Here is an 11,908-nt window from a genome sequence, read left to right as displayed (position 1 = left end):
TACTTCCCCCGGAGGGCTGCGCCCCCCATCCCGCCCACGTCGTCAAAAGGCGGCTTCTGTTCGGGCACCGGAGGGCCCGTCGCCCCGCGGTCGCGAATAACATGGCGAGGTGCGTGCATACGGTCGGCGGAAGGTGCTGGCGCTCGCCGCCGGCGTACTGGCCGCGGCGACCGCCTGCACGGGCAATGCTCCGGCCGAGCCGTCCAAGGCGGCCGCGACCTCGTCGGCGTCTCCGTCCCCCTCGCCCTCCGCGCGCGCGACGGCCGTCACGCAGGCCGAGGCCGCGGAGGAGTTCTCCAAGTTCACGGCCACCGACGACACGCTGCGGGCTCCGAGCGAGCTCCAGGGACGCCTGGACATGGAGCTGAAGGACGTCGTGACGGGCGGGCAGTTGCCGATCACCGCGGCGGCGTTCCTGTCTCATGACTTCGCGCCGCCCCGCTACAGGTGGGGGACGCCGAAGCTGTTCGTGCCGAGGTTCGCGCCGACGGAGCAGGCGCCCTGGTTCAGCGTGCTGGCGACCCGCGACGGCAGCCCGACCCTGCTGACGTTCGCCAAGTCCCCCGACCGGTGGCGGCTCAGCTCCGCGGCCGAGCTCCTGCCCAGGCAGGAGGTGCCGGAGATCCAGCTCGACGCCGACGGCTACGCGACCGCCGTGGCGCCCGACGACAAGTCGGTCACGATCAGCCCGCAGTTCATGGGTCCGGTGCACGCCAGCGTGGCCGAGACAGGGGCGGCCGGGCCCACGGCCGGGCTGCTCGCGCCGGGGCCGTACACGACCGAGGTGGCCGCGCAGATCGCCCATCTGCGGGATGTTCTCAAGAACAGCACAGAGCAAGGCGGTTACAGCTACGACTCGATCTTCAGCGCCGACAACTTCCCTGTGTACCCGCTGCGGACCAAGGACGGCGGGGCGCTGATCCAGTATTCGCTGTCGCGGACGTCGACCACGACCGCCGTGACGAAGGCGGCCGAGGACGAGGGGATTTCGGTGCCCGAGCCGGCCCAATGGGCGCTCGGCAAACCGAAGGTGCGGAAGACGCTGCGACTGATCGAGACGCACCAGTACGCCACCGTGGTGCCTCCCCTGAAGGCCCCGGCCGCCGCCGACGTCATCGCCCACGACGGCGCCCTGACGCGCACCTCGGGCCAATAGCAACTTGAGTTGACTAATTCGCCTGTAGGCAACTATGGTTGCTTGCATGCCGGCCGACATTCCCGAACCCCAGGAGCCCGCTGACGCGCTGGCGGCCGTGGTCGCACTGCGGCGCCTGGCCGATCAGCTGGAGGACGCCGCCGTCGAGCAGGCGATGCGGGCCGGCTGGAGCTGGCCGCAGGTCGCCGAGGCGCTCGGAGTCACCCGTCAAGCGGTGCACAAGAAGCACGTCAAGCGGCTCATCGCCGCCGGCGTCACGCTGAGGAGACGACAGTGAGCGCGATCGACCACTACATCCAGGCCGTCATCCTGCACGGCCAGACCGAGGCCAGGCAGGACGGGTCCGCCGCGATCGAGGCGCACCACCTGCTCCTGGGCATCGCCGCCCAGGAGGGCACCGCCGCCCGCGAGGTCCTGACCTCGGCGGGGCTGGACCGCCAGGCGATCCGCGACGCGCTGGACCGGGAGTTCGAGCACAGCCTGGGCACGGCGGGGGTGTCGGCCGCCTCGTTCGGCCTCCCGGCGCCGACCCCTGACCCGGACCGCCGCCTGAACCTGGGGGCCTCGGGACGGCTCTGCCTCGAACGCGGCTTCGCCACCGCCACGGGCAAGAAGGACCTCAGACCCGGCCACCTGGTGCTCGGGATCCTGGAGGCCGAGCTCGGCACCGTGCCCCGCGCGCTCACCCTGGCAGGGGTGGACCGGGCCGCGCTGGCGACCCGCCTCCGGGAGGTACTGGCGGACGGGAGCTGGTGACCCCCTGGAGCGCCCTGGAAGGCGCCCCACGCCACGCGGCGCTCCGGCCGCACCACCGGGGCACGGCCGGGCCGCCGTAGAAACAGCGGCCGGGCTCAGGCCGCCGTAGGCACTGCGGCAGGGCCCAGGCCGCCGAAACCACGGCGGCCGGGCTGTCGCCGCGGCGCGGCCTGGCTACGCCTCCGTGTGCGGGAGGTTGCTGGCCGCCACCAGGGTGCGGATCGCCCGCAGCGCGACCGACAGGGTGGCCAGGTCGAAGTGGTCGCTCTCCCAGATCTCCGAGAGCGTCTGCCGCGCCCTGGAGACCGCCGCCGAGTTGGCCTCCGACCACCGGGCCAGCCGCTCCTCCGGCGGCAGCCCCGGCGTGCTGTGGGCCAGCACGTCGCGGGTCAGCGAGGCGTGCGCGGCGTAGAGGTCGTCGCGCAGGGCGGAGCGGGCCATCGAGTTCCAGCGGTTGTCCCGGGGCAGCGCGATGATGCGCTCCCGGAGGCGGGCCAGCTGGAGCCGGTCCGCCAGGTCGAAGTAGACCTCCGCCACCTCGGCGACCGGGCGGCCCGTCAGCGACGCCACCTCCACCAGGTCCAGCATGGAGTACGCGGGCACCATGGCGGCCGCCCGCTCGGCCAGCTCCAGCGGCACCCCCCTGGCCACGAACGAGTCGCGGCGCTCCTCGTAGGCGGCCAGGTCGGGCCCGGTCAGCAGCTTGGGGATGTGGGTCAGCAGGCCGTTGACGCCCTTCACGAAGAAGGCGACCGACCCCGCCAGGTCCAGCGGCGGGCGGCGGTTGACCAGCAGCCAGCGGGTGCCGCGCTCGGCCAGCTTGCGGGCCTCCAGCAGCATGGCGATCTGGGTGGCCGTGTCGACCTTGTTGTCCAGCGCCTCCACGGCCCGGTGGAAGCTGGGCAGGTCGAACACCTCGCGCGCCACGAGGTAGGCACGCACGATGTCGGGGGTCGAGGCCCCGGTCTCCTCCCCGAAGCGGTACATGAACGTGGTGCCCATGGAGTTGACCAGCTCGTTCACCACGCAGGTGGTGATGATCTCGCGCCGCAGCGGGTGGGCGTCCATGTAGGGGCGGAAGCGCTCGCGCAGCGCGGACGGGAAGTACGACACCAGCCACGAGGCCAGGTAGGGGTCGTCGGGCAGGTCGGAGCCCAGCAGCTCGGCGTCGGCGACCAGCTTGGTGTAGGCCAGCAGGACGGAGAACTCGGGCGCGGTCAGGCCGAGCCTGGCCTGGCGGCGCTCGGCCAGCGTCTTGTCCGAGGGCAGGAACTCCAGCTCCCGGTTGACCAGGCCGTCCCGTTCGAGGCGGCGCAGGTAGCGGGAGTGGATGTGGAGCATCTCGACGGCCTGGGTACGGGTCGCGGCGAGGACCACGTTCTGCGCGTAGTTGTCACGCAGCACCAGGTCGGCGACCTCGTCGGTCATCGAGGTGAAGACCTGGTTGCGCTGCTTGTCGGTCAGCTCGCCGTCGCGGACGACCTGGTCGAGCAGGATCTTGATGTTCACCTCGTGGTCGGAGGTGTCGACCCCGGCCGAGTTGTCGATGAAGTCGGTGTTGACCAGCCCGCCGTTCAGCGCGAACTCGATGCGGGCGAGCTGGGTGAACCCCAGGTTGCCGCCCTCGCCGATGACCTTGCAGCGCAGGTCCGCGGCGTTGACCCGCAGCCCGTCGTTGGCCTTGTCGCCCACGTCCGCGTTGGACTCGGAGCCGGCCTTGACGTAGGTGCCGATGCCGCCGTTCCACAGCAGGTCGACGGGGGCCCGCAGGATGGCGCTGATCAGGTCGTTGGGGGCCAGGGAGGTGACCCCGGCGGGGATGCCGAGCGCCTCGCGCATCTGCGGCGTGATGTGGATGGACTTGGCCGTACGGGGGAAGATGCCGCCGCCGGCCGAGATCAGCTTGGCGTCGTAGTCCTCCCAGGAGCTGCGCGGCAGCTCGAAGAGGCGCTGCCGCTCCGCGTACGAGGCGGCCGCGTCGGGCGAGGGGTCGACGAAGATGTGCCGGTGGTCGAAGGCGGCCACCAGCCGGATGTGGCGGGACAGCAGCATGCCGTTGCCGAACACGTCGCCGGACATGTCGCCGATGCCGGCCACCGTGAAGTCGGTGCTCTGCACGTCCAGGCCCGTGGTCCGGAAGTGGTACTTGACCGACTCCCAGGCGCCGCGGGCGGTGATGCCCATGGCCTTGTGGTCGTAGCCGATCGAGCCGCCGGAGGCGAACGCGTCGCCCAGCCAGAAGCCGTACTCCTTGGCCACGCTGTTGGCGATGTCGGAGAAGGTCGCGGTGCCCTTGTCGGCGGCGACCACGAGGTAGGTGTCGTCGCCGTCGTGCCTGACCACGCCGGGCGGCGGCACGACCTTGCCGTCCACGAGGTTGTCGGTCACGTCGAGCAGGCCGGAGATGAACGTCCGGTAGCAGGCGACGCCTTCGACGAGCATCTCCTCCCGCGTTCCGGACACAGGCGGCTGTTTAACGACAAATCCACCTTTAGACCCAGTGGGGACGATGACGGTGTTTTTCACCATCTGTGCCTTTACCAGGCCGAGAATCTCCGTACGGAAGTCCTCCATCCGGTCCGACCACCGCAGCCCGCCTCGCGCCACTTTCCCGAAGCGCAGATGCACGCCCTCGACCCGAGGCGAATAGACGAATATTTCGTACTTCGGCCGCGGCAGCGGCAGCACGCTGATCGCCTGCGGGTCGAACTTGAGAGATATGTACGGTTTGCGGTGCCCATCGACCGTTTGGAAGTAATTCGTGCGCAATGTCGCCTGAATCATCTCCAGGTACGCCCGCAGGATCCGGTCCTCGTCCAGCGAGGCTACCTCGTCGAGCGCGCCCAGGATCTCCTCGTTGAGCGCCTCGGCGAGATCGAGCCGCACGTCCTCGCCGCGCCGCGGATCGAGCTTGGCCTCGAAGAAGCTCACCAGCAGCCGCGCCAGCCGCACGTTCGCGGCCAGCACCCGCTCCATGTAGGTCTGCGAGAACGTGCCCCCGGCCTGGCGCAGGTACTTGGCGTACACCCGGAGGATCTCGACCTGCTCCCAGGTCAGCCCGGCGCTCAGGATGAGCGAGTTGAAGTCGTCGGCCTCGACCTGCCCCTTCCAGAGGGCGCTGAGCCCGTCCTGGAACAGCCGCTTGAAGTCGTCCCTGCCGACCTCCTCCGTCGGCGTGTACCGCAGGCCGAAGTCGTAGATCCAGGCGTTCTTGGTGTTGGGGTCGTTGTCGCGGTCGATCTCGTACGGGCGCTCGTCCACGACCTCGACGCCGAGCCGCTGGATCAGCGGCAGCGCCTCGGAGAGCGAGATGGGCGAGCCGACCTTGTAGATCTTGAGCCGCCGCTCCCCCTCGGCCGCGTCGTACGGCTCGTAGAGGTTGATGTCCACCTCCGCGCCGTCGCCCACGGCCACGAGGTCCTCCAGGCGGCGCAGGTCCACGACGGCCACCTTGGGCGGGAAGTCCGCCTTGTAACCCTCGGGGAACGCGGAGGCGTACCGCCTGATGAGCGCGGGCGCCTCGTCCTCGGCAGCCCTCCGCCCCAGCTCGGTGGCCAGGTCGTCCTCCCAGGAGCGGGTCAGGGCGGCCAGCCGCGCCTCCAGCTCCTCCACGTCCACGCTCGGCGGCGGGAGCTGCTTGCCCCGCTCGCCCCGCACGACCACGTGCAGCCGGGCCAGCACCGACTCGCCGATCATCGCACTGTAGTCGAGCGACTTGCCGCCCAGGGCCTTCAGCAGCACCTCCTGCATCTTCAGCCGCACCTTGGTGGTGTAGCGGTCGCGCGGCAGGTAGATCAGGCAGGAGATGTAGCGGCCGTAGTCGTCGCGGCGCAGGAAGAGCTTGACCTGCTTGCGCTCGCGCAGCCGCAGCACGCCCAGCGCGATCGGCAGGAGCTGGTCGATCGAGGTCTGGAAGAGCTCGTCGCGCGGGAACGTCTCGAGGATCTCGATCAGGTCCTTGCCGTCGTGGCTGTCGGGCGCCAGCCCGGCCCTGTCCAGCACCTCCGCCAGCTTCCGGCGGAGCACGGGGATCCTGGAGATCGACTCGTTGTAGGCGACGTGCGTGAACAGGCCCAGGAAGCGCCGCTCGCCGATCACCTCGCCCTCGGGCGAGAAGATCTTGACGCCGATGTAGTCGAGGTAGGTCGCCCGGTGGACCGTGGCCCTCGAGTTGGCCTTGGTGGTGATCACGAGCTGCTTCTCGCGCGCCTTGGCGCGCACCTCGGCGGGCAGCGCCGAGAAGCTCTCCGAGCCGACCTTGTCGTCACGAAGGATGCCCAGCGCCGCGCCCGGCAGCGCCCGCAGCGTCTCGCCCTCGTCGGTGTGCTCGAGCCGGTACTCGCGGTAGCCCAGGAAGGTGAAGTGCCCGTCGGCGAGCCAGCGCAGCAGGTCGATGCTGTCCTCGACCTCCGCGGGCTCCAGCGGCGGCGGGCTCATGCCCAGGTCCTCGGCGGTCTGCACGGCCAGCGCCCGCATCTTCCTGAAGTCCTCGACCGCGTGGCGCACGTCGGTGAGCACCCGCTGCAGGTCGGCCTCGAGCTCCTTGAGCGCCTCGGGGTCGGCCTGCCGGTCGACCTCGATGTGCATCCACGACTCGACCAGCATCTGGCCGGTGACGTCCTCCTGGCCGCGGCCGAGCATCCGGCCCGTCATGTCGCGGCGCACCCGCATCTGGGGGTGGACCAGCAGGTGGATGCCCAGGTCGTGGCGGTCGAGCTCCATCGTGACGGAGTCGACGAGGAACGGCATGTCGTCCGTGACCACCTCGACGACCGAGTGGCCCGGGTCCCAGCCGTTCTCGTCCAGCGTGGGGGTGTAGGCGCGGACGACCGCCCGGCCCTGGGGGCGGACCTCGGCCAGCTGCCGCTGCGACATCGCGGGGCCGTACACGTCAACGGGGTTGCGGTCGAGCAGGTCCTCCGGCGCGACGTGCCGGTAGTAGAACCGGAGGAAGGACAGGGCCTCCTCGGGGCCCACATGTTCGCTGCTCGCCGCGCAACTTTCCGCGGCTCGCTGGAGCAGCTCGTCCTTGGCCTCGTCGAGGGGCATTTCGGTCTCACTCCTTTGTGAGGGTTTGCCAAAGCTGTTCATAGCCAGGCCCTTAGCTCCCACAGCAGCGGGAAGTAGTGCAAACGCGTTCTGCCGCGTAGATAGGGGGCGCCTGTCGAGCCGCCGGTGCCCGACTTGGTGCCGATTTGGCGTTCGACCATCTGGACATGACGCGTCCGCCACTGCGCGGCGGTCGCGTCGTGCGTCAGCAGGTCTTCGGCCAGTTGCCACAGGTCGTCGTACGACCCGCGGTCCCTCGCCACGGCCAGCAGCGAGCCCATGATCTCGTCGTCGGAGACCGGCAGGCCACGCTGGGAGAGGGCGGTGAGGTAAGCATCCCACAGCGTGGGCTCCTCCAGCCTGCGGCGCAGCCGTGCGAGCTCCGTGTCGCTGGCGTGCCTGAAGCTGCCGAGATAGCGCTCGTCCTTCAGCCCGGACAGGAACTCCAGCTCCCGGAACTGCACCGACTGGAAGCCGCTGGCGGGCGCCAGCTTCTCCCGGAACATGAGGAAGTCCTGGGGCGTCATCGTCTCCAGCACGTCCACCTGCTCGATCAGCACCTTCTCGACCGCGTGCACCCGTCGGAACAGGTGCCTGGCCCGCCAGAGCTCGCCGGCGAACATGGCCTCGCGGGCGTTCTCCAGCTCGTGGAGCAGCAGCTTGAACCACAGCTCGTAGACCTGGTGGATGGTGATGAAGAGCAGCTCGTCGGGCGCTTCCGACTGCGGCCGTTGCTGTGCGAGCAGCGCGGGCAGGCGAAGATAGCCGCCGTACGACAGCTGGCCGCCTTCCTCGCCGAACCGCCGCTGCGGGGGAACGGGCGCATCTCCGTCGATGCCCACCGAACACCTCCCCCTGACCGTCCGGTCACGCTACACCGGACGCAACGCCTCGCCGTACCGATACCACCCGAAAAGGGCACAGACGTCAACGTACAGACGTCAGCGTGACATCGACCTCGGGGGGTCGTCATCGGAGGCTGCGGGAGCGTTCTTGAGCTCGTCGAGCTCTTCCGGAAGCTCGGCAAGCTCAATCAGCTCCGCCTGGCATCTCTTACACGTATCGAGGTGGCGTTCGAAGGCCTCGTGCTCGTCCTCATCGAGGACTCCGAGGACATAGGCAGCCACCTCGTCATGCATCAGCCGGCTACCCCCTTGTCCCGCAGCAGTTCGCGGAGAGCCCGGATCCCGTAATAGAGCCGGGACTTCACCGTGCCCGGAGGTATCCCCAGTATCTCCGCCGCTTCACTAATCGTACGGTCTCGGAGGTAGGTCTGCTCTATGACTTCGCGGTGTTCTTCAGAGAGGCTGCGAAGGGCGTCGGCGACGACCATCCGCGACAGAGCTCGCTCCGAGCCGTCGGGTACGGCCATCATGTCGACTTCGGGCGGCTCGACCTCTTGAGGCCGGACGCTCTTCCGTCGACGTCCATCGATAACGATGCGGCGGGCTACCGTCAGTAGCCACGCCCATATAAGGCTTGGTTCCCACTGCAGTCTTGCCGAGTTTTTCCAGGCTCGGACGAGCGTCTCCTGCACCACGTCTTCGGCCCATTGAAGGTCGTTACCTGTCGATTTGCGTACGTGGCGCAGCAGAGGGCCGCCGAACTCCTGGTAAAGCACCGCGATGCGATGCTCCGCCTCGGCATCCGCACTCTCGAACCTGCCGTCGAGGTGACCTAGCACGGGGCACATCTTTACACCTTCGTTATCTCGGCGGTAGCCACTCCGATAACTCCAGTCATTTCTAACTATCTCCGGCCATGTGCTGAACCAAGCCCGAGAGACCCGCGTACCTCCGACCATGCACAGGCTTTTGCGCGGTGGCGAGCTGTTCATGCTCGGTGGCTTCGTCGTGGCGGCCGCGGTGACGATCGTGCTGGTCATGCCACCTTCGATCGATCCCGCCGCCACTGCGGCGACCCAGACATCATCGGGGCCCGTCACGGCCGCCGACCGTGACCTGCTCATCAAGGTGCGGCAGGCCGGTCTCTGGGAGATGCCCGCGGGCGACTATGCCCAGACCCGCGCCGAGTCCCAGCGCGTCAAGGAAGTCGGCAGGCTGATCATGCAGGACCACCAGAGGCTGGACCTGCTGACACGGCAAACCGCCAAGAAGCTCGGTGTGGCACTGCCCAGCGAGCCCAACGCCGACCAGCAGAGCTGGATGGCCCAGCTCGCTGCGGAGCGCGGACCCGCCTTCGACCAGGACTTCGCGAACCTGTTGCGTGCCGCGCACGGCAAGGTCTTCACCGTCGTGGCGGCTGTACGGGCCGGTACGCGCAACGCGGAGATCAGGAAGTTCGCCCAGGAAGGCATCAACTTCGTCATGCGCCACATGACGCTCCTGGAGTCCACCGGCCTGGTCGATCACACGCAGTTGCCCGAGCCTCCGACGCCCTCACCAGCTCCACCCGTCGCGATGGCGGTTGAAAAGAGGAGAGACGCATGACGAGATCTAGACGCATGGCCTCGGCCGTGTCCGCATTGGCCGTGGTGGCCGGCGGATTGGTGTCCGCGGCCGTCATCGGCGTCGGCCCCGCGCGCGCCGACCACTGCGACCCGGCAAAGGCCTCCCAGGAGCAGCAGCAGGGTCAGCGGAACCGGAACAACAACCAGAACCAGAACCAGGATCAGCAACAAGATCAAGATCAGCAGGGACAGGATCAGAACCAGCAGGACCAGAACCAGAACCAGGATCAGAACGGGCAGAACCAGGACCAGAACAACAACCAGAACCAGCAGGACCAGAACAACAACCAGCAGAACAACAACCAGCAGAACGGCCAGCAGCAGAACAACCAGCAACAGGGCCAGCAGCAGGACCAGAACGGCGACCAGCAGCAGAACGCCGACCAGCAGGGCCAGAGCGGCGGGCGCGCCGTGCTCGACCCGGCCCAGAACCCCGACGCCCAGAACCCCGACCCGGAGCAGACCGCCGAGACGTTCGGCCGCCGCAACCGGCCGACCCAGAACCCGGGTCAGGGCAACAACGGAAACAACGGCAATAACGGGAACAACGGCAACAATGGGAACAATGGGAACGGAAACGCCTCCCCCAGCCCGTCCCCCACGGCGTCCGAGGAGCACAACGAGAACGAATGCGCCGACCTGGGCCCGTTCGTCCAGGACTTCGTCGACATCCGCCAGGTAGCGCCGCGTCAGCTTGACGCCCGCATCGGCAGGGGCGGCTCGCGCGGCACCTTCGTCTCCGCATGCGGGACGAACCGCAACGGCCACAACAACCCGGACAACTTCATCGTCGCCCCCGGCGTGAGCAACGGAGCCCACCACCTCCACGACTACGTGGGCAACCTGTCAACGGACGGCTTCTCCACGGACGAGAGCCTGGCCGCCGCCGGCACCACGTGCCGGCTGGGCGATAAATCCACCTACTTCTGGCCGGTCCTCAGAGACCGCAAGGTGGACGTGAACACTCAGGACGCGGACGGCAACGTCGGCCAGGTGCTGCGTGCACGCTCCGTGACGCTCCAGTTCCGCGGCAACGCCAGCTCCCAGGTCGTCGCGATGCCGAGGTTCCTCAGGCTGATCACCGGTGACGCCAAGGCCGCCACCAACGGCGCCGGCAACGCCAGGGCCGCCTGGAGCTGCACGGGATTCCAAAACCGCATAAGTCCCGACAAATATCCGCTTTGCCCGCGCGGCAGCCAAGTCGTTCGTATTCTGGACTTCCCTAGCTGCTGGGACGGCCAGAACACTGATAGCGCCAATCACCGAACGCACGTGGTCTTCCCTGGACAGGGTGGCGCCTGCCCGCAAGGAACTAAGGCGGTGCCGGCTTTGCGCATGACCCTCACGTACACCGTGCCGCAAGGCCCGTCATTCGCCGTGGACGCCTTCCCTGAACAGAAGCACAACCCCATCACCGACCACGCGGACTTCGCGAACGTGATGCCCGACCGGCTGATGCAGTTCGTCGTCTCTTGCATCAACCGGGGCCGCCGATGCTGATCTGCTGAAAGCCCTCGCGGGCTACCCAGCCTTCCGAGTCGCACCCTCACCCGACCTTGGAGGGAACCTTAGATGCTCCACAGACGACACCCCCGGCACACTCCCACCAAGTTAGACACCCGCAGTGTCCGACTGGGAGCCAGCGCCATGGTCATGGCAGTCGTGCTGTCGGCGTTCGCGCTGACCAGGACAGACCGTGGCATAGCGATCCTCGGCCGGGTGGTCGGCTTCCTCGAGTTCTACGTGGGCGTGATGGCCCTGGTGACCTTCACCGCGACCGTCGCGCTCGGCATCGTCACCACCGAGCGGGTCTTCCTGTCCCCGGTCAACCGGGTCAGGTCGCAGCTCGCCCACAAGGCCTTCGGCCTTCTCGGGATGATCTTCCTGATCACGCACATCTCCCTCATGATCAGCCTGGGCCACGTGCCACCGGGCGCGGCGGTCGTCCCGATCGCCGGAATCAACAAAGGTCTCGGCATCCTGGCCTTCGACATGATGATCGTGGCCGTGGCCACGGGACTGCTCAGGAGGCGCTGGGCGGCGAAGGCCAGGCCATGGATGTGGCGGGTGATGCACTCGGTCGCGTACCTGGGCTGGCCCGTCGCCATCATGCACGGCCTGACGGCCGGCCGTCCGCCGGCCGGCTGGGTGGCCTGGTCCTACGTGGCCAGCATCGCGGCGGTCGGCGGAGCGCTGGTCATCCGCGTGCTGGCCACGGCCTTCCGTCCGCCGGTCACGCTCGAGAAGATCCAGGGGCCGGCGGTGACCAACCCCGCCGCCATGGGCGTACCCGCCGAGCAGCCGCAGAAGGTCGCGGCGGGGAACGCCGCCGCCGCGGCAGCCGCGGCAGCGGCCGCGGGCCCGGGCCCGGCCCAGAGAAGGAACGCACCGGTAAGCCTCGCCGAGCGGCGCAGGTATCGGGAGGCCGGATGAGACCGCCTCAGGAGACCCGGTTGACCCCCGCAACCCGACAGGAG

At 68.6% G+C, this 11,908-nt stretch carries 10 protein-coding genes; 6 read left to right on the top strand and 4 right to left on the bottom strand.

The window, feature by feature from the left end; genetic code table 11:
- The first annotated feature begins 109 nt into the window (after positions 1-109).
- From AB0L65_RS12700 to AB0L65_RS12690, 3 genes are read left to right on the top strand one after another with little or no spacing between them, the layout of a single operon-like run.
- Positions 110-1,156 (top strand): hypothetical protein, encoded by a 1,047-nt coding sequence (locus tag AB0L65_RS12700; RefSeq protein ID WP_364243903.1) that lies wholly within the window; start codon positions 110-112, stop codon positions 1,154-1,156.
- 46 nt (positions 1,157-1,202) lie between these two features.
- Positions 1,203-1,433, top strand: a complete 231-nt coding sequence (locus AB0L65_RS12695; protein ID WP_350728452.1) for a hypothetical protein — start codon at positions 1,203-1,205, stop codon at positions 1,431-1,433.
- Entirely contained in the window at positions 1,430-1,912 is a 483-nt protein-coding gene (locus AB0L65_RS12690; protein ID WP_364243900.1) for a Clp protease N-terminal domain-containing protein, read from the top strand. The genes AB0L65_RS12695 and AB0L65_RS12690 overlap by 4 nt, the downstream gene beginning before the upstream one ends.
- Positions 1,913-2,086: 174 nt before the next feature.
- Here AB0L65_RS12690 and AB0L65_RS12685 read toward each other — a convergent pair whose 3' ends face one another.
- From AB0L65_RS12685 to AB0L65_RS12670, 4 genes are all read right to left on the bottom strand, one after another.
- Complete coding sequence (locus tag AB0L65_RS12685) at positions 2,087-6,961, bottom strand: NAD-glutamate dehydrogenase (protein WP_364243897.1); 4,875 nt, start codon at positions 6,959-6,961, stop codon at positions 2,087-2,089.
- 38 nt (positions 6,962-6,999) lie between these two features.
- Positions 7,000-7,803, bottom strand: a complete 804-nt coding sequence (locus tag AB0L65_RS12680) for a tryptophan 2,3-dioxygenase family protein (protein WP_364243895.1) — start codon at positions 7,801-7,803, stop codon at positions 7,000-7,002.
- Positions 7,804-7,902: 99 nt separating this feature from the next.
- Positions 7,903-8,100 carry a zf-HC2 domain-containing protein gene (locus AB0L65_RS12675; protein WP_363962518.1) on the bottom strand — a complete coding sequence of 66 codons (198 nt, stop codon included), beginning with the start codon at positions 8,098-8,100 and terminating at the stop codon, positions 7,903-7,905.
- Positions 8,100-8,846 carry a sigma-70 family RNA polymerase sigma factor gene (locus tag AB0L65_RS12670; RefSeq protein WP_364243893.1) on the bottom strand — a complete coding sequence of 249 codons (747 nt, stop codon included), beginning with the start codon at positions 8,844-8,846 and terminating at the stop codon, positions 8,100-8,102. The genes AB0L65_RS12675 and AB0L65_RS12670 overlap by 1 nt, the downstream gene beginning before the upstream one ends.
- On the opposite strand from AB0L65_RS12670, the gene AB0L65_RS12665 reads away from it, so the two are divergent.
- The 3 genes from AB0L65_RS12665 to AB0L65_RS12655 all read left to right on the top strand — a co-directional run bounded on the left by AB0L65_RS12665 (position 8,827) and on the right by AB0L65_RS12655 (position 11,864).
- Positions 8,827-9,411: a DUF4142 domain-containing protein gene (locus AB0L65_RS12665; RefSeq protein WP_364243891.1), complete on the top strand. Its 585-nt coding sequence runs from the start codon at positions 8,827-8,829 to the stop codon at positions 9,409-9,411. The genes AB0L65_RS12670 and AB0L65_RS12665 overlap by 20 nt on opposite strands.
- Positions 9,412-9,437: 26 nt before the next feature.
- Positions 9,438-10,931 (top strand): DUF1996 domain-containing protein, encoded by a 1,494-nt coding sequence (locus AB0L65_RS12660; RefSeq protein WP_364243888.1) that lies wholly within the window; start codon positions 9,438-9,440, stop codon positions 10,929-10,931.
- Positions 10,932-11,078: 147 nt separating this feature from the next.
- The gene (locus tag AB0L65_RS12655; RefSeq protein WP_364243886.1) at positions 11,079-11,864 is read left to right on the top strand and encodes a hypothetical protein; all 786 of its coding nucleotides are present in this window, start codon (positions 11,079-11,081) and stop codon (positions 11,862-11,864) included.
- Positions 11,865-11,908 lie beyond the last annotated feature (44 nt).

This window comes from Nonomuraea sp. NPDC052116 (genome assembly GCF_040680035.1).
Classification (GTDB): Bacteria; Actinomycetota; Actinomycetes; order Streptosporangiales; family Streptosporangiaceae; genus Nonomuraea; species Nonomuraea angiospora_A.
Note: the sequence above shows the minus strand (reverse complement) of the source record. Positions and strands in the feature narration are given on the sequence as shown.

Excerpts from the sequence above, each read along its gene's own strand:
- AB0L65_RS12685 (WP_364243897.1), bottom strand. The coding sequence starts at position 6,961 with ATGCCCCTCGACGAGGCCAAGGACGAGCTGCTCCAGCGAGCCGCGGAA.
- AB0L65_RS12695 (WP_350728452.1), top strand. The coding sequence starts at position 1,203 with ATGCCGGCCGACATTCCCGAACCCCAGGAGCCCGCTGACGCGCTGGCG.
- AB0L65_RS12670 (WP_364243893.1), bottom strand. The coding sequence starts at position 8,846 with ATGACCAGCACGATCGTCACCGCGGCCGCCACGACGAAGCCACCGAGC.
- AB0L65_RS12655 (WP_364243886.1), top strand. The coding sequence starts at position 11,079 with ATGGTCATGGCAGTCGTGCTGTCGGCGTTCGCGCTGACCAGGACAGAC.
- AB0L65_RS12675 (WP_363962518.1), bottom strand. The coding sequence starts at position 8,100 with ATGCATGACGAGGTGGCTGCCTATGTCCTCGGAGTCCTCGATGAGGAC.